The 22763-nt window shown below is 43.1% G+C and carries 17 protein-coding genes and 1 pseudogene; 12 read left to right on the top strand and 6 right to left on the bottom strand.

What is annotated here, in order from left to right:
• Nucleotides 1-73 precede the first annotated feature (73 nt).
• Entirely contained in the window at nucleotides 74-1696 is a 1623-nt protein-coding gene (locus Xish_RS11730; protein WP_099118012.1) for an ABC transporter substrate-binding protein, read from the top strand.
• Nucleotides 1697-1963: 267 nt separating this feature from the next.
• On the opposite strand, the gene Xish_RS11725 is transcribed toward Xish_RS11730, so the two are convergent.
• Together Xish_RS11725 and sbcD are read right to left on the bottom strand one after the other, a co-directional pair.
• Nucleotides 1964-5644, bottom strand: coding sequence for an SbcC/MukB-like Walker B domain-containing protein (locus Xish_RS11725; RefSeq protein WP_099118011.1), 3681 nt, complete (start codon nucleotides 5642-5644; stop codon nucleotides 1964-1966).
• A gap of 17 nt (nucleotides 5645-5661) precedes the next feature.
• Nucleotides 5662-6879: an exonuclease subunit SbcD gene (gene sbcD, locus Xish_RS11720; RefSeq protein WP_099118010.1), complete on the bottom strand. Its 1218-nt coding sequence runs from the start codon at nucleotides 6877-6879 to the stop codon at nucleotides 5662-5664.
• Between the two features lie 307 nt (nucleotides 6880-7186).
• On the opposite strand from sbcD, the gene phoB reads away from it, so the two are divergent.
• Both phoB and phoR read left to right on the top strand, forming a co-directional pair.
• A complete protein-coding gene (phoB, locus tag Xish_RS11715; RefSeq protein WP_099118009.1) occupies nucleotides 7187-7876 on the top strand; it encodes a phosphate regulon transcriptional regulator PhoB in 690 nt (229 codons plus the stop codon).
• Nucleotides 7877-7895: 19 nt separating this feature from the next.
• Complete coding sequence (gene phoR / locus Xish_RS11710) at nucleotides 7896-9191, top strand: phosphate regulon sensor histidine kinase PhoR (protein ID WP_099118008.1); 1296 nt, start codon at nucleotides 7896-7898, stop codon at nucleotides 9189-9191.
• Between the two features lie 27 nt (nucleotides 9192-9218).
• On the opposite strand, the gene Xish_RS11705 is transcribed toward phoR, so the two are convergent.
• Complete coding sequence (locus tag Xish_RS11705) at nucleotides 9219-9980, bottom strand: IS5 family transposase (protein ID WP_099116347.1); 762 nt, start codon at nucleotides 9978-9980, stop codon at nucleotides 9219-9221.
• 569 nt (nucleotides 9981-10549) lie between these two features.
• Between Xish_RS11705 and brnQ the strand changes: the two are divergent.
• Nucleotides 10550-11811, top strand: a pseudogene (gene brnQ / locus Xish_RS11695) (branched-chain amino acid transport system II carrier protein).
• A 94-nt stretch (nucleotides 11812-11905) separates the two neighbouring features.
• Here the strand turns inward: brnQ and ggt are convergent.
• The 3 genes from ggt to Xish_RS11680 all read right to left on the bottom strand — a co-directional run bounded on the left by ggt (nucleotide 11906) and on the right by Xish_RS11680 (nucleotide 15239).
• A complete protein-coding gene (gene ggt / locus Xish_RS11690; RefSeq protein ID WP_099118007.1) occupies nucleotides 11906-13666 on the bottom strand; it encodes a gamma-glutamyltransferase in 1761 nt (586 codons plus the stop codon).
• Nucleotides 13667-13866: 200 nt separating this feature from the next.
• Complete coding sequence (locus Xish_RS11685) at nucleotides 13867-14469, bottom strand: peroxiredoxin C (RefSeq protein ID WP_099118006.1); 603 nt, start codon at nucleotides 14467-14469, stop codon at nucleotides 13867-13869.
• A gap of 182 nt (nucleotides 14470-14651) precedes the next feature.
• Nucleotides 14652-15239 (bottom strand): acyl carrier protein phosphodiesterase, encoded by a 588-nt coding sequence (locus tag Xish_RS11680; protein WP_099118005.1) that lies wholly within the window; start codon nucleotides 15237-15239, stop codon nucleotides 14652-14654.
• Nucleotides 15240-15358: 119 nt separating this feature from the next.
• Here Xish_RS11680 and queA point away from each other — a divergent pair, with 119 nt between their 5' ends.
• The 8 genes from queA (at nucleotide 15359) to nrdR (ending at nucleotide 22742) form a co-directional block, all read left to right on the top strand.
• On the top strand, nucleotides 15359-16432 hold the full coding sequence (gene queA, locus Xish_RS11675) for a tRNA preQ1(34) S-adenosylmethionine ribosyltransferase-isomerase QueA (RefSeq protein ID WP_099118004.1): 1074 nt from the start codon (nucleotides 15359-15361) through the stop codon (nucleotides 16430-16432).
• A 380-nt stretch (nucleotides 16433-16812) separates the two neighbouring features.
• Nucleotides 16813-17115 carry a hypothetical protein gene (locus Xish_RS11670; protein ID WP_099118003.1) on the top strand — a complete coding sequence of 101 codons (303 nt, stop codon included), beginning with the start codon at nucleotides 16813-16815 and terminating at the stop codon, nucleotides 17113-17115.
• A complete protein-coding gene (locus tag Xish_RS11665; RefSeq protein ID WP_074021394.1) occupies nucleotides 17112-17465 on the top strand; it encodes a hypothetical protein in 354 nt (117 codons plus the stop codon). Before Xish_RS11670 ends, Xish_RS11665 begins: the two co-directional genes overlap by 4 nt.
• 247 nt (nucleotides 17466-17712) lie before the next feature.
• Complete coding sequence (gene tgt, locus Xish_RS11660) at nucleotides 17713-18837, top strand: tRNA guanosine(34) transglycosylase Tgt (RefSeq protein WP_099118002.1); 1125 nt, start codon at nucleotides 17713-17715, stop codon at nucleotides 18835-18837.
• 139 nt (nucleotides 18838-18976) lie between these two features.
• Nucleotides 18977-19315: a preprotein translocase subunit YajC gene (gene yajC, locus Xish_RS11655; protein ID WP_074021392.1), complete on the top strand. Its 339-nt coding sequence runs from the start codon at nucleotides 18977-18979 to the stop codon at nucleotides 19313-19315.
• Nucleotides 19316-19343: 28 nt separating this feature from the next.
• On the top strand, nucleotides 19344-21191 hold the full coding sequence (gene secD / locus Xish_RS11650) for a protein translocase subunit SecD (RefSeq protein ID WP_099118001.1): 1848 nt from the start codon (nucleotides 19344-19346) through the stop codon (nucleotides 21189-21191).
• Nucleotides 21192-21201: 10 nt separating this feature from the next.
• Complete coding sequence (gene secF / locus Xish_RS11645; RefSeq protein ID WP_099118000.1) at nucleotides 21202-22170, top strand: protein translocase subunit SecF; 969 nt, start codon at nucleotides 21202-21204, stop codon at nucleotides 22168-22170.
• Between the two features lie 122 nt (nucleotides 22171-22292).
• Nucleotides 22293-22742: a transcriptional regulator NrdR gene (nrdR, locus tag Xish_RS11640; protein WP_099117999.1), complete on the top strand. Its 450-nt coding sequence runs from the start codon at nucleotides 22293-22295 to the stop codon at nucleotides 22740-22742.
• The last annotated feature ends 21 nt before the right edge of the window (nucleotides 22743-22763 follow it).

The following is a 22763-nucleotide window of genomic DNA, read 5'->3' as shown; positions in this document are numbered from 1 at the left end:
TTATAAATCAATACGCTGTAGAAAAATGTCGTAGTTAAATATAAAAAACAAATACGGTTATGAAGGATTCAATATGAACAAAATAACGATGAATAAAAAGATAAAAGTTCTCTCTTTGGCTATCTCTGCCATGTTTGGGAATATAGCAATATCTTATTCCGCTATTGTTCCTGAAGGAGTAAAACTGGCCGCTAAGCAGGAAATTGTGCGTAATAATGGTTCAGAACCCGCTTCATTGGATACACATAAAGTTTCAAGTGATGTCGAGTTTAATATTATTAATGATTTTTTTGATGGTCTGGTTCAGGTTAATAATCAGGGCAATATTGAGCCAAGATTAGCAGTCAGTTGGGAAACTAATGATAATAAAACCTGGATTTTTCATTTAAGAAAAGATATTAAGTGGTCAGATGGCTCACCCATTACGGCTCATGATGTGGTATTCAGTTGGCGGCGTTTGATTGATCCCGATACTGTTTCTCCTTATGGAAGTTATCTTGAAAATGCTGCTGTAATAAATGCAAATCAGGTATTGACGGGTAAGAAAAAAACGGAAGAGCTTGGAGTAAAAGCGTTGGATGACAAGACGCTAGAGGTGAGACTGGATAAACCTGTCGGAGATTTTCTACAGATGCTGACTCATCCTGTTATGTTTCCAATAAGTGAAAAGGCAGTAAAGCAATATGGTGATAAATGGACCAGACCAGCAGTCTTTGTGGGAAGTGGCCCATATAAACTCTCTGAGTGGGTTGTCAATGAAAAAATAATCGGAGTCAGAAATTCCCTATATTGGGATAATAAAAATACAGTGATAAATAAAGTTACTTATCTGCCTCTCTCTTCAGAAAAAGCAGATTTAAACCGTTATCTGGCGGGAGAAATAGATATTACCAGTACTATTGCCGCAGAATCTTTTCCATCACTGAAAAAAACATTGCCTGATCAGGTACGTATTTCTCCTAAAGCTACCGTCTATTTCTATGAGTTTAATAATAAAAAGCCGCCATTCAATGATGTCAGAGTCAGGCAGGCACTGAGTTTAGCCATAGATCGCGATATCATTGTGGATAAGATATTGGGACAGGGACAATTACCCGCTTATACAATGCTCACGCCAAATATAGGAGGTTTTAATTTTGAACAACCTGATTATGCTTCCTGGACTCAGGTGCAGCGTATTACTAAAGCGAAAGAATTATTGAATGAAGCTGGATTTAATCAAAATAACCCTCTTACCTTTAATCTGCTTTATAACACTCAGGAAGGACATAAAAAAATTGCCATTGCAGTGAGTTCAATGTGGAAGAAAAATCTTGGTGTAAATGCTGCTTTGCAGAATCAAGAATGGAAAGTCATGTTGGATAATATGCATCAGGGAAAATTTGATATTATCCGACGGGCATGGATTGCTGATTATAATAGTCCGATGACATTTTTATCCATATTTTCATCTAATCAAGTTAAAAATACATCCATGTATAAAAATGCTGAGTTTGATAAGTTAGTGGAAAAAGCAAGCAGTAATAATGCTAAAGATTATTATCAGCAAGCATCAGATATCTTAACCAAAGACTTACCTGCTATCCCAATTTATTTTTATGTAAACCATAATATGGTTAAACCTTATGTTGGCGGATTTAATATTAATACAAGAGGTGAATATTTCACGAAAGATCTTTATATCATCGAACATTAATAACCGTAGTAGTTCGTGACATCTGTTAAAAGGAAAAGTAAGGATTGCTTTTCCTTTCAGGGTAATACTATTTATGAATTGGCAGTAGATTAGGCTAACAGTTCATCTTTGAGCTACTATGCAGTAATTTGAAAAATATTGTCGTATAAATATATAGATATAAACACATCGTTATAAATACAGTATTTCTTTATATTTTTCCAGAAGTTTATTTAAACACTTGTAGATATATTTAAATAAACTTCAATATCAATTTGATTTCCAGGTTTAAACCCGAAATTCTGCAGCTAATTGACTGAAACCCAATCCATTCCTTTTTTCCACTTTGATCTGAACAGGGATTCGCTCTTTTAATGCATCTACATGGCTAATTATTCCAATAGTTTTTCCTGATGCATTAAGGTGATCCAGGGCATCCAAAGCGATATCCAGGGTTTCAGGATCAAGCGTGCCAAACCCTTCATCAAGGAACAGGGATTCTATTTGTGTCTTGTTACTCACTAGATCAGACAAGGCAAGTGCGAGAGCAAGGCTGACAAGGAAACTTTCTCCTCCAGAAAGTGTTTTGGTATCTCTCATGGCTTCCGCTTGCCAAGTGTCAACGACTTGTAATTCCAACCCGCTGTCATCTTTGCGTTGCAAGTAGTAGCGTCCATGTAATTTTTCCAATCGGATATTTGCCAGATGTACGAGATGATCCAATGTCAGACCTTGAGCAAAACGGCGGAATTTAGCACCATCGGCAGAGCCAATGAGATTATTGAGATAGCTCCAGTCATCATATGTTTGTTGTAAGAGTGCGATCTGTGCCAGTAACTCGTGTTGGTGTTGGCGGCGAGTTGCATCACTGTTTAATAGGGTTCTGACTTCACCTTGTTGTTGATTATTTTGTTTCAATTTAGCCGTAACGTCGGTCAATATGACGGATAATTGTTGAGGTTCATGTTGATTAAGCAATTGAGGCTGCGTTTCTATATGTCGCTGTAAGGCCACTTCTGATTCATGATGCCGTGTTTTAGCTTGCAATTGTTGCTGTTCAAGTTTTTCTTGTAATTGTTGTAATTTTTCCCGCTGTTCCGGTTCCAATAAGGCATGTTCAAAGGATGATTGATCGGGAAAGCCTTGCTGTTCTAAGCCTGTTCGGAAATGGCTGGCTGCAAGTTTGGTGTTTGCTTCGGCAGTGGTGTGGCTTTTTCCTATTTCACTGGCAGCACCGATTAATTGGCTCATTTTGTTTTGCAGTGTTTGCAGATGGAAAGTGGCATGTTTGTAGGCGATTTCCAATTCATTGTTTTTTTGCTGCAAAGCCTGACGAACGACAATGATGGATTGTTCACCAAATAAACGCTGACGTTCCTGATGAGTTTGTTCTAATAACTGCATTTGCCGCTGCTGTTGTTCATTCAAAGTATGAAGATGAATGGAGAGCTTATTTTTTTGTTTGTCTAGTTCCTCCAGTTTGCTTTGCAAGGCTGCTTGTTCTTTTTGTAGTTGCTGCCACTTTTCTCGTGAATCGTGATAGTTTTTTAATTCTTGTTCACGCTGTTGCAGCCAGTTTTCTGTTTCATGAGAGGCAGGAAGGGCGAAAGGTGTTGATTGTAATTCTGTGTTTAACTGTTGTGCTGTTGCTGCATAGTCGGCTTCTATCTGTTGAGACTCTGCTGTCTTTTCTGCCAATTGTTTTTGCGCTGAATCCTGTTTGAACTTTTCCAGTTCAATACTTTTTTCACAGGCTTGGTATTGCTCTCGGTTGGCAGCAAGTGCTTTTTCGGCTGTTTGATAGTTTTTCTCTGCCTGTAATAGTACTTCCTGTTGAGCTTGGTGTTGGTGATAAGCAGACTGTCGTTGACTGATAAAGTGATTAACCGTCTCTGCCTCCACCGGTAATTCTGTAGCTTGTAACTGCTGGCAATGGTATTCCCATTGTTTAACCAGTTCCGTCAATTTAACATGATATTGTGCAATATTTTGCTGCAATTGTTCGCCATGCTGCTGATGAAGCTGTTGTTTTTGCTGTAGAGTTGTACGATTTTCTTGCAGTTGTTCAATCTGTTGGCGCAGGGTTTTCAAGCGCTCTTCTGAATGTGGTAAGGCAATATTCTGGTATTCATCGATTAAAGGATGATGAACTGAACCGCAAAGCGGGCAAGATTCACCTTCTTTTAATTGTGCCCGTTCTTTTTCCAGACTGACTATCCGCTGTTCCAAACGAATTCGATTAGTGAGATCGTCATAATGTTGTTGCTTGTCTGCCAATTGTTGGTTGAGAGTTGCTATCTGCTCAGGTAAGGCTTTTACCAATACCTGAGATTGGATCAATTGGTTTTGATCCGTTGAGATCGCGGTTTGTAACTGCTGGATCTGAGGAAGCAAGATCTCTAGTTGGTTCTGTGATACCAATTGTTTCTGATAATTTTTTAAATTTTGCTGCAATTGTTCCAATGGGTACTTTTGCTGCAAAGTTGTGAGTTGGTTTGCAGCATCGGTAAAGCTGTTGCGCAATATTTGGCTCTGTTCATACTGTTTAGCCAACTCTGCATTCAATCTATGTAAATAATCGGTTGTATGGGTAAGCTCGGAGGTAATTTGTTGAGTGTTCTGGGTAAGCTGGTCTATTTTTTCTCGTCGCTCTTTCTGGCGGGTGAATAGCTGTTTCCATTCTGGTAGCTTGCTGTCCAAATTATGGTAATAAGGATGCTGCTCATAGTAGGATCCCAAGATCTGTTGTTCGTTATTTAAGGCTGCCATTCGCTCCTGTGTGGCTTGGTATTGGGATAAGATGTCTGTGAAATCACGGTTTTGTCCGGCGATTTCTTGTTCAAGTTTCAGCAGATCTTTAGATTGAATATCAATTTTATGATCGAGCGGCATAATTTGCTCTGAGATGAGCTTTTCTTGCTGAGTTTGATATTGTTGATGCTCTTCCCGCATGCTTTCCAACTGTGTCAGTTGCTGTTCGGCAGGTTGTAGCATTTCAAGTTGTTGTTGGCGCTCATGCTCTATTTTTGTGCGTTGTTCCGTGAGCTTCTGCTTTTCATGGATAGCTCGGTTTTGTGCATCCCATAATGGACGAATTTTTTCTGCTGGCTCACCGGCAGCAAGTTGTTGCAATTGGGGTTGTGCTTCTTGAATAGCTTGCTCAGTTTGTTGCAAAAGTGAAGCATTGCTCACCAGTGATTGTTGTAGTTCATCCTGTCGTAACAGCCACTGCTCGGCTGTTTGCAATGCCTTCACTTGTTGGCTGAGTAAGGTTTCTTCTGCAATAAGTTGTTGTTGTTGGTTTTGGTATGCTTGTTGTTGTTCTGACGTGAGTAATTCAATGGAAGAGGCTTTAGCCTGCTGAATGTTCAGCTCAGATTGTGCTTCTTTATGGCGTTGGTAAATTTCCTGGGACAAAATGCCGTAAATTTCTGTACCGGTTATCTCTTCCAGTAGATCTGCCCGATCTTTATCTGGTGCATTTAAAAATGCGGCAAAATTCCCCTGCGATAAAAGTATGGATTTGGTAAAACGGCTAAAATCCAGTCCAGTTATTTCGGCAATTTTTTCTTTTTTCTCTGGAATTTTATCAGCCAGAATTTTCCCCTCCTTTTTGAGAGCCAATTCTCCTTTTGGGGGTTGGAGTTTGCCATTTGCTTGGTTGCGAGCACGGCGCTGGCTCCAAAATGCCCGATAAGCAATGCCTTTGACTTCAAATTCTACTTCAGCAAGGCACTCTGCGGTATGGCGGGTCATTAATTCATTTTGCGAGGCAGAAATGGTGTTGAGCCTTGGTGTTTCATGATAAAGGGCAAGGCAAATGGCATCCAATAAGGAGGTTTTTCCTGCACCAGTTGGGCCGATAATGGCAAATAATCCATTGCTGGCAAATGGTTCTGCCGTAAAGTCAATTCTCCATTCACCTTGCAGGGAATTGATATTTTTCAGCCGTAAGCTAAGAATTTTCATGGCATGTTCTCTTCATGTTATTGCTGAGAAATATCGTCCAGCGTTTGTTTAAACAGAGTGGTCAGGCGTTGTTTTTGCGCAGGATCGTCGATTTCAGCCAGCGCCAAACGACGTTCAAAGACTTCATCTACGCTTAGCTCGGTAAGTGTTTCTTTATTTTGTGCAGACAGTGACAGTTGGCGAGCGCTTTTGCTACGGCGTAGCAGAATGATCTCAACAGGCAGGCCTTCACTTAGGGTCTGAATGCGTTTTTGGATATCGGGCAGGTAATCTTGGGTTGCGACTTCAATATCCAGCCAAACCGGCCTCTCTCCTTGGTATTCCCTGAAAGAGTGTAATTGCTCTTCGATTTGTTTCAAATTACCACGAATAAGCTGCATAGGCTGATAATGTGGTATCGGTAACAGTGTGATGCTATCGAGTTTGCCTGATTTAAAGTCTACTAAGCAGACGCTTTTCTCCTGTCCCACTTCATCAAAACTGAGCGGAAGAGGGGAGCCGCTATAGCGGATATGCTCTGATTTACCGATGACTTGCGGGCGATGGATATGCCCCAGTGCAATATAGTCAGCAGGAGGGAAGGATTGTGCGGGGAAGGCCTCTAATGTGCCAATGTAAATATCGCGCACGGAATCCGTAGTGGAAGCACCGACTGTAGTGAGATGACCTGTGGCAATAATCGGTAATGGCTGGCCGAGCTGCTCCCGTAATACACAGGCTTGCTGGAAGAGCTTGTGATAGTGTTCGGTGATGGCATCCTGTAACGCCTGCTGTTTTTGTGCGCCAGATTGCCCCGCCTGACTATTGATGATATCCCGTGGACGCAGATAGGGAATAGCGCAGAGAATCGCTCCTGCATTACCATCTCTGTTATTCAGGATCTTTATCTGCTGTGCTATATCTTCGGTTTCAGCATTAGCAATGACGATGGTATTCAGGTAAGAGAGAAGGGATTTTGATTCGTTGAGTGTGGCAACGGAATCATGATTTCCCCCGAGAATAACAAGTTGGCAGCCTGTGGGCTGTAGTGCCACAATGAATTTGTTATAAAGTTCGCGTGCATAGCTGGGTGGGGAACCTGTATCAAAAATATCGCCGGCAATAATGAGTGCGTCGACTTGATGTTGTACGATCTTTTCAATCAGCCATTGCAAAAAATGTTTATGTTCAGCGGCGCGGCTTTTCGTAAAGAAATATTGGCCAAGATGCCAGTCAGATGTATGAATAATTCGCATGATTTTCCCGCCGTTGCCCTAATTGTTTTCTAGCCCGTTACTTCTCGCCTGTTGCAAGTGCAAATTATAATGGCAGCGTGAAGAATGTCCTGTGTAATTCGGTATCCTTTACTGAATTTTCGAGCTACTTCGCATCCATGATGAAATATAACCAAGGTGCAAGATTTTCTTTGGGAACCAATTTGTCTTTTGCTGATTGAGAAGTCTGGGTTTTAATAAAAGTGTCATAAAATTGACGCATAATATTTTGACGCATAATGTCTTAAGGTGAACATCGCTGACTTGAATGTTATTCGCAGGATTAACCATGGTTAAACGTATTTTGGTCGTTGAAGATGAAGTACCGATTCGTGAAATGGTTTGTTTTGCACTGGAGCAAAACGGTTATCAGGCCATTGAAGCCGAAGATTACGATGCAGCAATAAGGCGTTTGTCTGAGCCTTATCCTGATTTGATATTATTGGACTGGATGCTTCCTGGGGGATCGGGAATTCAGCTTATCCGACAAATGAAGCGGGATAATAATACTAAAACGATCCCTGTCATTATGGTCACGGCTCGGGTGGAAGAAGAAGATCGGGTAAGTGGTTTAGATGTTGGAGCCGATGATTATATCACGAAGCCTTTTTCACCTAAGGAATTGATTGCCCGAGTTAAAGCTGTTTTGCGTCGCATGTCACCGATAGAGGCGGAAAACTTTATTGATATGGATGGATTGATTCTAGATCCATCATCTCACCGCGTTTCCAGTCAGGGACAAGATTTGGAAATGGGGCCAACTGAATTCAAGCTTCTCCACTTTTTTATGACTCATCCTGAGCGTGTTTATAGCCGCGAACAATTACTCAACTATGTGTGGGGAACAAATGTTTATGTGGAAGATCGTACGGTTGATGTACATATCCGACGGTTACGTAAGGCGTTGGAGATAGGGGATCACGCTAAGATGGTACAAACAGTGCGTGGTACAGGTTATCGCTTTTCTACCCGCTATTGACTGTCTGGAGTAAAGTCACGTGCTTGAGCGTTTATCTTGGAAAAAATTGATATGGGGGCTTGTGCTTTTTTGCTTGCCCGCTGTTGTTTTGTCTCTTTTTATTGGCCACTTGGCATGGTTGCTGGTTACTGCTCTGTTTTTAGCTCTGGTATGGCATGGCTACAATTTGCTGAAATTATCCGATTGGTTATGGTTGGATCGCAATATGTTACCGCCTGTCGGTCGTGGCGGCTGGGAACCTATCTTTTATGGTATTTACCAGATGCAGCAACGCAATCGCAAACGGCGTCGTGAACTCGCATTACTCATCAAGCGCTTTCGTAGCGGGGCTGAATCATTGCCGGATGCCATTGTGATAATGACCACGGAAGGTAACATTTTTTGGTGTAATCGTCTGGCTCAACATTTACTAGGGTTCCGCTGGCCTGAGGATAATGGTCAGCATATTTTCAACTTACTTCGTTATCCTGAATTCAGTCGTTATTTCACAGCAAATGATTTTTCCCGCCCTCTGTCCATTGAATTGAATAACGGCAATATAATGGAATTTCGCATTATGCCTTATTCTGAGACTCAATTATTGATGGTTGCGCGCGATATTACCCAAAAAAGACAGTTGGAAAATGCCAGACGGGATTTTTTTGCCAATGTGAGCCATGAACTCAAAACACCACTCACTGTACTGCAAGGTTATCTGGAAATGATGGAGGATCAGACGTTCGGCAGTCAGATAAATCAGAAAATCGTTGGTACGATGCGGGAACAGATACGAAGAATGGATGGTCTGGTCCATCAACTGTTGCATCTTTCCAAAATTGAAGGGGGGCCACAAGTGGATATGAATGAAGTTGTGGGTGTTCCCAACATGTTGAGAATATTGCAGCGGGAAGTCTTGGCCTTGGGAAATGAGCAGTACGATATTGTGTTTGATATTGATGAAACACTGAATGTGTTTGGTAATGAAGAGCAACTGCGTAGTGCTATGTCCAACCTTGTTTATAACGCGGTTAGACATACCCCTGTAGGAACACGGATTGAAGTAAGTTGGCGAAACGTTTCTCAGGGTGCTTTGTTCAAGGTGAAAGACAATGGCGGTGGGATAAGTACAGAACATTTACCCCGCCTGACAGAACGTTTTTATCGCGTCGATCGTGCCCGTTCGCGTCAAACTGGGGGAAATGGGTTGGGCTTGGCGATAGTGAAACATGCATTGCAGCACTACAATACTCATCTCGATATTTCGAGCACTTTAGGGAAGGGTTCAGTTTTTAGTTTTTTGTTGGCGTCTCGGCTTATTGTTTCTGCCAAAAAATAGGGTCTGTTGATGTTTTAAGGTCATAATTCATTCAACCCACATGGGCAACCAGACAATGATAAACGCCAGAGCCAACATACTGGCGTAATTCCGTTCAAGCTTATCGTATCTTGTTGCTATTGCACGAAAATGTTTAACCCTAGCGAACGCATTCTCCACCAAATGACGATAACGATATAAACATTTATCAATCTGTTTATCCGATTTTCGGCTATTTTTCCGGTAGGGAATAATCGGTGTTGCTCCTTGCTGTTCAATATGATTTCTGAAAGCCTGACTGTCGTACCCTTTGTCAGCTATCACAAAGTCCGAAGGGGGCGATTGTTCGACTAAACTTTCAGCATGAACAATGTCATGCACTTGTCCCCCGGACAATTCAAAATGAACAGGCAAGCCATAACTATCGACGGCCAAATGAATTTTGGTTGAACGTCCACCACAACTTTTGCCAATCGCCTCATCATCATCTGAAGCCGCTCCGGCACTGTGCTGATGAGCACGGACGATACTCCCATCAATAAACAACCATTCCCTATCAGCAAACCCAGATAACCACTTGAAAATGAGCTGTAAAACCCCTTTCTTTGACCACGCATTGAAACGTTGAAAGACACTATTCCATTTGCCGAATTCTGGCGGTAAATCGCGCCAGGGAACGCTCGTTCTCATTCGGTAAAGAATGCCTTCAACGGTCAAACGGTGTTCAGGTTTGTGATAAATCCAACCCGCATGTTGCATTAACGCAGATAGCTTATTCCATTGGAGATCTGTTAACATAGTTCGCGGCATGATGGTGAGGTCTGGTTGTTTTTTGGCGAAAGTAATTATACCAAATCATCATGCTATCTAATAATCCCTCACAAAACATCAACACGCCCTAGCTTCATGAAAAAATAATAAGTTAAATGAAAGTTCAATGGTAATAATACGGATAAAAAATGGTGCATTAATCGCCATGAATGAAAAACGTACAAATCATATAGTGTGTATTCAATGATAGATAACAATAATCACTGATTTTAAAAATTAGTTTAGAATATTATTCTGGTTTTTGGTTTACTGCTTGCCTTTTTACGATATAAAAGTTTTACTTGGAAGCAGTTGTTGGCGATTCTAGCTGTAATTACTATTATCACTCTGCATCTTGCGATTATCAGTGAAGCTCATGTTGATCACTGACTATTAAATCAGAAACCAGTTTCGCCAGTGAAAATTCAAGTGCTTGCGATAGTTACTGTCGCAGATACATTTCTTTTGGCAATAATATATTAATAATCATTATGGCATATCGTTTATCATCGAAGGATATTTGGGCATTAGGCTTTATGACCTTTGCCCTGTTTGTTGGTGCGGGAAATATTATTTTTCCACCTATGGTTGGCTTGCAGGCAGGCGAGAATGTTTGGATCTCAGCAGCCGGCTTTTTGCTAACCGCTGTTGGCTTGCCCGTTATTACTGTCATTGCTTTGGCAAAAGTAGGGGGGGAATTGAAGCAATCAGCGCACCGATTGGAAAAACTTCGGGTCTGATTCTGGCAACTGTCTGCTATTTAGCTGTCGGCCCTCTGTTTGCGACTCCCAGAACTGCAACAGTTTCTTTTGAAGTGGGTATTGCACCACTTACCGGAACAGGTGAGTTTCCTCTACTTATCTATAGTGTGATCTATTTTGCACTCGTGGTACTGATTTCATTGTATCCGGGCAAACTACTGGATAACGTTGGTCATATATTGGCTCCAATTAAAATCGTGGCGTTAGCCATTTTGGGAGTTGCAGCAGTGTTGTGGCCGGCAGGTAGTCCTATTCCTGCTATTGAAACTTATCGGGAAATTCCGTTCTCAAATGGCTTTGTCAATGGCTATTTGACAATGGATACACTGGCCGCAATGGTATTCGGTATTGTTATTGTCAATGCAGCCCGTTCCAGAGGGGTTGAAGCGTCTTCTCTGTTGACGCGCTATGCCATGTGGGCTGGCTTGATTGCTGGTCTTGGCTTGACGCTGGTATACCTCTCTTTGTTTAAACTTGGGGAAGGTAGTGGCACATTAGTACCTACAGCAGAGAATGGCGCTGTGATTTTGCACGCTTATGTCCAAAATATTTTTGGTAACTACGGCAGCTTCTTCCTCGCGCTACTGATTTTTGTAGCCTGTATGGTGACTGCTGTTGGTTTGACTTGTGCTTGCTCGGAATTTTTCAGCCGTTATTTGCCATTATCCTACCGTGCTCTGGTATTGATTTTAGGCACATTCTCCATGCTGGTTTCTAACATGGGCTTAAGCCACTTGATTAAGTTCTCAATTCCAGTACTGACGGCAATTTATCCACCTTGTATCGCGCTGATATTGCTGAGCTTTACAATCCGTTGGTGGAATAACTGCACACGAATTTTGGCTCCTGCCATGTCTATCAGCTTGCTGTTTGGCATTTTGGATGCAATAAAAGTTTCTGAGTACTTATCCCATTTACTGCCTGAATGGGCGAAGCATTTGCCCCTGGCGGATCAAGGTTTGGCTTGGTTACTGCCTACTTTGCTAACGATTGTTGTGTGCGCCATTTACGATCGCATCGTAGGAGGCGTAAAACTCCCAAAGTATGAAGTGCAGACTGAAGAGAAGTAAAAATAAAGTTTGTTTATGATATAAATGGCGTTATTGGATGATAAAAGGGTGAGCCGCTGAAAACAGCTCACCTTTTTTGTTGATATATTCTGGACTAATAACCAATAGCAGCACCCGCAGGTCGCCGTACATCATTAGAGCCGTAGAGGTAGCCTTCACGGACAATACCCGATAAGGCTGAATCATTGCCTGATGATTGTGGCGTCACACCAGCAGCACCCGGCAATCCAATCATGATTAATTCTGCTGCCCCCCAAGGGGTCTGCTCCACCATTTTATAGCCCATTTTCTCCAGTAAATTCAGGGTATCTTTCGATAAACCCCGTTGCTCATAATAGACTTCGTCAGGTAGCCATTGATGGTGCATGCGTGGGCTGTTGACAGCTTCTTGTGGTGGCATATTGAAATCAATGATATTCAGGGCCGTTTGTAGTGTGATGGAGATAATACGCGATCCCCCGGGAGACCCTAAGACCAGAAATATTTTGTCATCTTTGGTCACAAGTGTTGGACTCATTGATGATAGTGGGCGTTTACCAGGAGCGATTGAGTTGGTTGCACCTTGCACTAGCCCGTACAGGTTTTTCTCACCGACTTTCGTTGTGAAGTCGTCCATTTCATCGTTAAGGAAAAAGCCTGTTCCTGGCGCAATGACCACAGCACCAAAACGTCCATTGATAGTGTAAGTGGTGGATACTGCGTTACCTTCTTTATCTACCACAGAATAATGCGTGGTTTCTGGTTTTTCATGAGGGCCAATGCCCGGCTGAACATTTACTGAAGGCGTGGCTTTGTTGGGTTGGATCTCTTTTCTGATGGATGCAGCGTAGCTTTTGCTCAATAGGCGATCAAGTGGGTTGTGGATAAATGCCGGATCGCCCAGATAGGTATTTCTATCCATATAGGCGTGACGCATAGCTTCTGTCAAGGTATGGATATAAGCCGCAGAGTTGAACCCCATAGATTTAAGATCATAACCTTCAATGATGTTTAATATCTCACATAACGTAACTCCACCGGAGCTTGGTGGTGGAGACGAGATAAATTTGTAGCCACGGTAACTACAGGTGACGGGAGCCGTTTCTGTAATGTGGTAATTGGCAAAATCCGCTGCGGTAATAATTCCGCCTGCTTTTTTTGATGCTTGTTCAACTAATTGGGGAATTTTGCCGTGATAAAAAGCATCCGGTCCATGTTTGGCAATCATATCAAGTGTGTTGGCTAAATCGGTTTGAATAAGCCTGTCTCCTGGTTCAAATGGCGTGCCATCTTTGCGCAGGAAAATACGAGCCGCTTCTGGATTTTGAGCGAAACGCTTCACTGTAGTATCCAGAATGTCGGTATCGCCACGAGTTAGAATATAGCCTTCGCGTGCCAGTTTGATGGCGGGCGCCATGACTTGTTCGCGGGTCAAAGTGCCATATTTTTTCAATGCCTCTTCAAATCCCATGACTGTGCCTGGTACACCAATTGCTTTATAGCCATACAGGCTGGCACCTTTGATAACATTTCCATCTTTATCCAGATACATATCAGCGTTAGCCGCAGCAGGGGCTGTTTCACGGAAATTAATGAAAGTATCTTTTCCATTGGCGAGATGGATAGTCATAAAACCGCCACCGCCAATATTGCCGCAGCAGGGATTAACTACTGCCTGGGCATATCCAACGGCAACCGCAGCATCAATGGCGTTCCCGCCCATTTTGAGAATATCTATGCCAGCCTGGGAAGCAAGATGCTGTGAACTGACAACCATGCCTTGTTTGGCTTCAACAGCAGGCTCAGTGGCAGAATAAAGGGGGGTGGAGATCAGTAGAGTTACGGCGATAAGTGGAATTTTCCATGCTTTGAACATGAGTTGTTCTCCTGAGGATAGGCCAGTTTGTTACTGGTCAACTGTTAATGGAGTTGTGTGAATGTAATATTTTTGTTGTTAATACGCGATTCACCTTATCTAAAGCTCAGGATTTTTGAAAGTAAAAAACCAGCCGACTGGGCGGCTGGTTTGGAATGCTTCATAACATTATGTTATGAACCGATTGAATCCTAACGGGATTACAGCTTATCTGCGTTTTTGGTCAGGTATTTTGCTACGCCTTCAGGTGAAGCGCCCATACCTTCTTCGCCTTTTGCCCATTGTGCCGGACAAACTTCGCCGTGCTCTTCATGGAATTGCAGAGCATCTACCATACGCAGCATTTCATCGATGTTACGGCCCAGTGGCAGATCATTAACCACTTGATGACGGACAACACCATTTTTGTCAATCAGGAAAGAACCACGCAGAGCAACGCCCGCTTCTGGGTGCTCAATACCGTAAGCTTTCATGATGTCACGTTTGATGTCAGCGACCATTGGATATTTGACTTCGCCGATGCCGCCTTCGTTGATTGGAGTTTTACGCCATGCGTTGTGAACGAACTCAGAATCGAAAGATACACCGATAACTTCAACACCACGTTTTTGGAATTCTTCATAGCGATGGTCGAAAGCAATCAGCTCAGAAGGGCAAACAAAAGTGAAATCCATTGGCCAGAAGAAAATAACAGCAGGACGGCCATTCAGGTGTTTTTTCAGATTGAAGTTATTAACAATTTCACCGTTGCCGAGAACTGCGGCAGCCGTAAAGTCAGGGGCTTGGCGGGTGACTAAAACCATAATTGACTCCTGTGATTTTAAAAGATGTTATATAAAAACGGGTTACAGCATAAGGAATTAGGTTATAGCAATAAAGGATAAAATACCAATTAATATAATAGGTTTTAACTATCAATAGTCGACTTTTAATTCCTTTTGGACTACATAAGATAAGACTATTTATGAAAAACTCAAGGCAGTTGCTACTCAAACAGACACTTATTTGACGCGAGTGCCATCATCTCTGGGTAGAACTGGCAAAATAGTGATTCAAAATCAAGGTAATGATTTTCTATGTCCTGATACGATCCAGCCAGTGCGGATAATTTTGGCCGCCTGCGTGCCATGTTTTGCAAGACATTGGCGATGCATGACATATCGGCATAACGGATGAGCAAGTTCTGCGACCAGAGGTAGTTGTTCAATTCCTGAAATTTTTCAGGAGTTGAAGCGAGATGAGGTTCTATATTGTTGTGGGCAATATTAACAAATTCGGGTAGGGAGTAATTTTCTTCAAACTTGTCCCAATGCTGAGAAAGAAAATGATCCCAGATGATATCAAGGGTAATAGGGGCAACGCGACGATATTCTTTGCGAAATAATTTGCGTGCTTCCACGACAAGTGGATGCTTATCCGTAAGGCTGTCTACCCGACGGTGCATACGGATACCCGCTACAATATCAGAACTGAATGCGCCTTCTGGAGAGCCACGGACAAAATCTGCCATCAAATTCCCCAATAAGGAACTTTCCGCCAATGCAGCTAAATGAAGGTGTGCGAGAAAATTCATAGTGAGAGTATACAGTAAAGAATGCACCGTAATATAGTTAAACCAGATGCTTCTTTGTTGCACCCTTGCGCTTGCAGCACTAGACTAGTCCGCCTGTTTTTTTGAATGATACAGATAAAATGCGTGTCGCTGATTTTACATTTGAACTGCCAGAAGAGCTAATTGCTCACTATCCCCAGCCACAGCGAAGTGCTTGCCGCCTGCTTTCCCTTGATGGTGAAACCGGTAATCTGACGCACGGTGTTTTTACTGATGTGCTGGATAAGCTGGAAGCTGGAGATTTGTTGGTTTTCAATAATACCCGCGTTATTCCTGCGCGCCTGTTTGGCCGCAAAGCGACGGGGGGAAAGTTGGAAGTTTTAGTCGAAAGGATGCTGGATGATAAGCGAGTGCTTGCTCACGTTCGTGCTTCCAAGGCACCGAAAGAAGGCACTGAACTGATCCTTGGTGAAACTCAGGATATTAAGGCAACGATGCTGGCGCGTCATGATACTTTGTTCGAAATCCGTTTTGATGATGAGCGTGATGTATTGACCATTTTGGAGCAAATTGGTCATATGCCTTTGCCGCCTTATATTGCTCGTCCTGATGAAGATGCGGATCGTGAGCTATATCAGACAGTCTATAATGAACGCCCAGGCGCAGTGGCAGCACCAACTGCCGGATTGCATTTTGATGAACCTCTTTTGGCTGCCTTACGTGAAAAAGGCATTGAAATGGCCTTTGTCACCTTGCATGTTGGAGCCGGTACTTTTCAACCTGTACGAGTGGAAACCATCGAAGATCATGTAATGCATGCCGAATATGCGGAAGTGCCACAGGATGTCGTGGAGGCAGTACTGGCATGTAAGGCGCGAGGCAACAGGGTTATTGCTGTAGGTACAACATCAGTTCGTTCACTGGAAAGTGCCGCGAGAGCTTGTCAGAATGGGCTGATCGCGCCATTTTTCGATGATACCCAAATCTTTATCTATCCTGGATTTGAATATCAGGTTGTAGATGCACTGATCACCAATTTCCATCTGCCTGAATCCACACTTATCATGCTGGTTTCTGCGTTTGCCGGTTATAAGAATACTATGAATGCCTACAAAGAAGCGGTAGCAGAGAAATATCGCTTTTTTAGTTATGGGGATGCCATGTTTATTAATCGCAATAAAATAGCAGCAAAAGAACGGGTATCAGAAGAGTGAATGCCAGAAGAAACGGTGCCCATATAAATTAAGTGCTTTGCAATAAAAGATTTTAAAATCAAAATACTCTTCATTTCAGCCAGTTACTAGCCTTAAATGCTGTTGCTGGCTGCCATAATTATTGGGCTGTGCCAAGAATGTGACAGCGCCGCTATATTTGGCTAAACCTAAACAGGACATCTACTGCTTCACAGTTTTATACTTACCTATGGGATTCCTTAGATAATTTGTATATACAAAAAATTTTAATTTTGGTATTTATTTTATCTATTAATTACAATATATTAACTAGTTATTCATGAGTCTGTTTGAGTTGTTTTGATCTGTTTTGTGGTGTATTGTGTATATACAAATTAACCATAGGTTAAAGACGCTGTCATATGAAGTTCTTAATATCATCAAATATCAGATTGAAGTTAGCAGGTAAGAATCCACCTGTTAATGAAGAGGATATACTCCAGTGTTTTTCTAATCGGGTTGGGCGTTTTCTTGAGGATACAAGAGAAGACAACAAAACCGACCCGCCAACTAAGTGGTTTATATCTGAAACTGATTACGGTGTTAAATTAAAGGTAGTCTTTATTTATTACCCTGATAAGGGGGTAGCTATAAGAACAGCCTATGCACCTAACGAAGATGAATTGAGAATTTACAGAAAATACGGCCTAGGAACAGAGAAATGAGCAGACAAACTGATAAGCGAACAGACCTGATAGCTTCTACTGATGAGGCATGGGAAAGCGGTGAGCTTGGTTGCAGTGAGGCTCACGTTAAAGTATCTGATGATATCACGGAAGAACTGATTAATGAGGCACTAGACTTACAGCCAATTTCAATCAGGTTAAATAAGTCTCTGATAGAAGACCTGAAAATGATAGCTGATCTTAATGGATTAGGTTATCAGCCGTTAATCCGGCAGGTTTTAAATCGTTTTGTTAATAGTGAGAAAAAACGGATACTGACAGAAGCTCACAGCAAGGCGATGAAAAATGAAAAAAGAAAATCAGCAAATAAGCGCCATAAGGTCGCTTAACAGACATAAATAGTTAACCCGACCCGCTCGCGCGGGTTTCTCATTTCTAACGCCGCTTAACTGCGGTTTTTTTATGCGAAAGTTCGGAGTGGAATGTGATGCAGGTTCGTGCCCAAGAGCAAGGTTAAATTATAGAAATTGACATACTGTATATCACAAGGCTGGCGTGTACAGTGGCTTCATTAGTGTTTAGAATGCATCATTTTATGTCAAGCATCAGACTGTCTTTCTGATGTCTGGAGGTTAAGTGAAATTTGAGTTACAAAAGACGGATGGGAATGCCCGTCGTGGTCGTTTGATTTTTGATCGTGGCGTTGTGGAAACTCCAGCATTTATGCCCGTGGGAACTTACGGCACGGTAAAAGGTATGACACCGGAAGAGGTGGAAGAGACGGGAGCGCAAATCCTGTTGGGGAACACTTTCCACCTTTGGTTACGTCCGGGACAGGAAATCATGAAGTTACATGGTGACCTGCATGACTTTATGCAGTGGCAAGGCCCTATTCTGACCGATTCTGGCGGTTTTCAGGTTTTCAGCCTCGGCGCCATGCGTAAAATCAAAGAAGAAGGGGTTCACTTCCGTAATCCAATTAATGGAACGCCTGTTTTTCTAAGCCCTGAAAAATCCATGGAAATCCAATATGACTTGGGTTCCGATATTGTCATGATTTTTGATGAATGTACGCCATATCCTGCTGATTGGGATTATGCGAAGCGTTCTATGGAAATGTCATTGCGCTGGGCTGCCCGCAGTCGTCAACGGTTTAACGAACTGGGCAATAAAAATGCCTTGTTTGGCATTATTCAAGGCAGTGTTTACGAAGATTTGCGTGATGTTTCCATAAAAGGGCTGGTGGAAATCGGTTTTGATGGCTACGCTGTAGGTGGCCTTGCCGTCGGCGAACCTAAAGAAGATATGCATCGCATTCTGGAACATGTTTGCCCGCAGATCCCGCAGGATAAGCCTCGCTATTTGATGGGCGTCGGCAAGCCGGAAGATTTGGTTGAAGGTGTGCGTCGTGGTATCGATATGTTTGATTGTGTGATGCCAACACGTAACGCCCGCAATGGTCATCTGTTTGTGACCGAAGGGGTTATTAAAATCCGCAACGCCAAACATAAAGAAGATACTTCTCCGTTGGATGAGCATTGTGACTGCTATACTTGCCGCAATTATAGCCGTGCATACCTCCATCACCTTGATCGTTGTAACGAAATTCTTGGTGCAAGGCTGAATACGATACATAATTTAAGGTATTATCAGCGTTTGATGGCTGGCATTCGTCAGGCCATTGAAGAAGGCAAACTGGAACAGTTTGTTGAAACGTTTTATCAGCAGATCGGTAAACCCGTTCCGCCGTTAAATATATAATTTATCGTGACTAATCAGTCTCAATATGTGTAGCATATTGGGCTGGTTTTTGATCGAGCCACTGTCGATTTTCAATAGCTATGTTTTCAATAGCCATATTTTCGACAGTAACATTTTCGATAACAATGAGGGAAATTTGATGAGTTTTTTTATTTCTGAAGCTGCGGCAGCTACTGGTGCATCAGCGCAAGCTCAGGGAAGCCCATATTCTCTGATTATCATGCTGGTTGTTTTCGGTTTGATTTTCTATTTCATGATCCTGCGTCCACAACAAAAACGCACCAAAGAACATAAAAAATTGATGGATTCCATCTCCAAAGGGGATGAAGTACTGACTTCTGGTGGTCTGGTTGGTCGTGTCTCTAAAGTGTCTGATACCGGTTATGTTGTTATAGCCTTGAATGACACCACAGAAATAACTGTCAAACGTGACTTCGTTGCTGCCATTTTGCCGAAAGGTACAATGAAGGCTATTTAATTTTCCGATTTTCCCGAAGGGAACTGCCGTGTTGAACCGTTATCCTTTGTGGAAGTATCTGATGCTGATCGCTGCGATCCTCATCGGTTTGCTTTATGCACTTCCCAACCTTTATGGTGAGGATCCGGCTGTACAAATCACTGGCGCGCGAGGCATCGCCGCCAGTGAAAAAACGCTGGACCAAGTCCGTAATGTTTTAGAAAAAGATCAAATCAAGAGCAAGTCCATTGCATTGGAAAATGGGGCAATTCTTGCTCGTTTCAGTAGCACTGATGTGCAGCTTCGTGCCCGTGAGGCGTTGGTTGCTGCACTAGGTGAACAGTATGTTGTTGCACTGAACCTCGCGCCTGCAACGCCTGTCTGGTTAAGAGCCGTCGCCGCTGAACCGATGAAACTGGGACTTGACCTGCGTGGTGGTGTTCATTTCTTGATGGAAGTGGATATGGAAACCGCGTTAGGGAAATTGCAGGAACAGAACATTGATGGCCTGCGTTCTGAACTGCGTGATCAAGGTATTCCTTATTCTACTATCCGCAAAACGGATAATTATGGCGTCGAAGTGCGTTTCCGTGATGACGATGCACGTTCTAAAGCAGAAAACTATCTTGAACCTCGTCACCGTGATTTGGTGTTCTCCAATGAAGCAAACAGCACGCTGAAAGTGGTGATGAGCGATGAACGTCTGCGTGAAGCCCGTTCTTATGCGGTACAGCAGAACATCACTATCTTGCGTAACCGTGTCAACCAATTAGGAGTTGCGGAACCTCTGGTTCAGCGTCAAGGTGCAGATCGCATCGTGGTTGAACTGCCTGGTATTCAGGATACTGCCCGTGCGAAAGAAATCCTCGGTGCAACTGCAACACTGGAATTCCGTCTGGTCAATACCAATGTAGACCAAAATGTCGTGCAATATGGCCGCATTCCGGCTGATTCAGAAGTGAAATATACCCGTGATGGCAATCCTGTTGTGCTGTACAAGCGCGTTATCCTGACAGGTGACCATATTACCGATTCGACTTCCAGTGCAGACGAGAACGGTTATCCGCAGGTGAATATTTCCCTGGATAGCGCTGGTGGTACAGCGATGTCTAATTTCACTAAAGATAATCTGCACAAGCCAATGGCAACGCTGTTTGTGGAATATAAGGACAGCGGCAAGAAAGATGCCAACGGACGGGCAATTTTAGTTAAGCAAGAAGAAGTTATCAACGTTGCCACTATTCAGGCGCGCTTGGGTAACAGTTTCCGCATTACTGGCATTAGTAATCCGACTGAAGCTCGTCAGTTATCCTTGTTACTACGGGCAGGGGCGTTGATTGCACCAATCCAGATTGTGGAAGAACGTACGATTGGGCCAACTTTGGGCTTACAAAATATTGAGCAAGGTCTTGCAGCTTGTTTGTGGGGGCTGATTGCTTCTGTCGTATTTATGGTGATTTATTACCGCAAGTTTGGCCTGATTGCGAGTTCTGCGTTGTTGGCGAACTTGGTGCTGATCGTCGGTATTATGTCCTTGTTGCCAGGGGCGACACTGACTATGCCAGGAATTGCGGGTATCGTCTTGACCCTTGCCGTCGCCGTGGATGCGAACGTATTGATCAACGAACGTATCAAAGAAGAGTTGCGCAATGGCCGTACGGTACAGCAGGCAATCCATGAAGGTTATAAAGGGGCGTTTTCCAGTATCATCGACGCAAACCTGACTACGCTGATTACTGCCATCATTTTGTATGCAGTGGGGACTGGCTCGATCAAGGGCTTTGCGATCACCACCAGTATTGGTGTGGCGACTTCGATGTTCACTGCTATTGTGGGAACACGTGCAATCGTAAACTTGCTGTACGGTGGCAAGCGTATCAATAAGTTGTCAATTTAAGGAGCACGTTGTGGCACAGGATTATACTGTTGAACAATTAAACTATGGGCGTAAAGTTATCGACTTTATGCGCTGGGACAACGTTGCCTTTGGAATTTCGTTCCTACTGTTGATCGCTTCCATCATTATGATAGGGAGTCGTGGGTTTAACTGGGGGCTTGATTTCACCGGTGGTACGGTTATTGAGGTGAAACTGAGTAAACCGGCGGATCTGGATAAGATGCGTGAGAGCCTGAGCCAGCATGGTTTTGCTGATCCACTTTTGCAAAATTTTGGCAGCAGCCGTGATGTGATGGTTCGTATGCCACCTGTGGAAGGTAATGCAGGGCAAGAACTTGGTAATAAGATTATCTCGGTAATTAACCAGGATATTGATAAAGATGCCACCGTTAAACGTGTGGAGTTTGTTGGTCCAAGTGTGGGAAATGAACTGGCACAGACCGGAGCGATGGCGTTATTGATTGCGCTGATCAGTATCCTGATTTATGTCGGTTTCCGCTTTGAGTGGCGTCTGGCATTGGGGGCAGTGATTGCGCTTGCGCATGACGTGATTATTACTCTGGGTATCCTGTCGTTGTTCCGTATCGAAATTGACCTGACTATCGTTGCGTCGTTGATGTCCGTTATCGGCTATTCATTGAACGATAGTATCGTTGTGTCGGATCGTATCCGTGAAAACTTCCGTAAGATACGCCGTGGTACATCGTATGAAATCACTAACATTTCCCTGACCCAAACCTTGAGCCGTACCATCATGACTTCCGCAACCACATTGTTGGTTGTATTGATGCTGTACATTTTTGGTGGTGAAATGTTGAGGGGCTTCTCACTGGTCATGTTAATCGGTGTTTCTATCGGTACAATCTCTTCTATCTATGTTGCTTCAGCGCTGGCTTTGAAATTGGGTATGAAGCGTGAACATTTGATCCAGCAGAAAGTTGAGAAGGAAGGGGCAGATCAGCCTTCCATTCTTCCTTAATTATTTTGCCTGATCGAGCACTGATATCGCTTAAACACCCTGTGAGTACTTACTGACAGGGTGTTTTTCGTCACCACTTCAAGGTACACTGTTATCCCTTCGGTTAACTGTCAGGAAACGATATGCATTGCCCATTTTGCGCAGCCGTTGATACTAAAGTTATTGATTCCCGTCTGGTAGGGGATGGCTCACAAGTGCGCCGTCGCCGTCAGTGCCTGGAATGTCATGAACGCTTCACTACGTTTGAAGTTGCAGAACTGGTGATGCCGCGAGTCATTAAAAGTGATGATATTCGAGAGCCTTTCGACGAAGAAAAATTGCGTCGTGGAATGCAGAAGGCACTGGAAAAACGCCCTGTCAGCTCTGATGATGTAGAAACAGCAATTAACCATATTAAATCACAAGTACGGGCAACAGGAGAGCGTGAAATTCCGTCCAAAATGATTGGAAACTTTGTCATGGATGCGCTGAAAAAATTGGATAAAGTGGCTTATATCCGTTTTGCCTCTGTTTACCGCAGCTTTGAAGATATTCGCGAATTCGGTGAAGAGATTGCCAGACTACAAGACTAAGGGCTGTAATTTTTATTAAAA

This window comes from Xenorhabdus ishibashii, from assembly GCF_002632755.1.
Lineage (GTDB): Bacteria > Pseudomonadota > Gammaproteobacteria > Enterobacterales > Enterobacteriaceae > Xenorhabdus > Xenorhabdus ishibashii.
Note: the sequence above shows the minus strand (reverse complement) of the source record. Positions and strands in the feature narration are given on the sequence as shown.

Excerpts from the sequence above, each read along its gene's own strand:
- Xish_RS11730 (WP_099118012.1), top strand. The coding sequence starts at position 74 with ATGAACAAAATAACGATGAATAAAAAGATAAAAGTTCTCTCTTTGGCT.
- Xish_RS11725 (WP_099118011.1), bottom strand. The coding sequence starts at position 5,644 with ATGAAAATTCTTAGCTTACGGCTGAAAAATATCAATTCCCTGCAAGGT.
- sbcD (WP_099118010.1), bottom strand. The coding sequence starts at position 6,879 with ATGCGAATTATTCATACATCTGACTGGCATCTTGGCCAATATTTCTTT.
- phoB (WP_099118009.1), top strand. The coding sequence starts at position 7,187 with ATGGTTAAACGTATTTTGGTCGTTGAAGATGAAGTACCGATTCGTGAA.
- Xish_RS11705 (WP_099116347.1), bottom strand. The coding sequence starts at position 9,980 with ATGCCGCGAACTATGTTAACAGATCTCCAATGGAATAAGCTATCTGCG.
- ggt (WP_099118007.1), bottom strand. The coding sequence starts at position 13,666 with ATGTTCAAAGCATGGAAAATTCCACTTATCGCCGTAACTCTACTGATC.
- Xish_RS11685 (WP_099118006.1), bottom strand. The coding sequence starts at position 14,469 with ATGGTTTTAGTCACCCGCCAAGCCCCTGACTTTACGGCTGCCGCAGTT.
- Xish_RS11680 (WP_099118005.1), bottom strand. The coding sequence starts at position 15,239 with ATGAATTTTCTCGCACACCTTCATTTAGCTGCATTGGCGGAAAGTTCC.
- queA (WP_099118004.1), top strand. The coding sequence starts at position 15,359 with ATGCGTGTCGCTGATTTTACATTTGAACTGCCAGAAGAGCTAATTGCT.
- Xish_RS11670 (WP_099118003.1), top strand. The coding sequence starts at position 16,813 with ATGAAGTTCTTAATATCATCAAATATCAGATTGAAGTTAGCAGGTAAG.
- Xish_RS11665 (WP_074021394.1), top strand. The coding sequence starts at position 17,112 with ATGAGCAGACAAACTGATAAGCGAACAGACCTGATAGCTTCTACTGAT.
- yajC (WP_074021392.1), top strand. The coding sequence starts at position 18,977 with ATGAGTTTTTTTATTTCTGAAGCTGCGGCAGCTACTGGTGCATCAGCG.
- nrdR (WP_099117999.1), top strand. The coding sequence starts at position 22,293 with ATGCATTGCCCATTTTGCGCAGCCGTTGATACTAAAGTTATTGATTCC.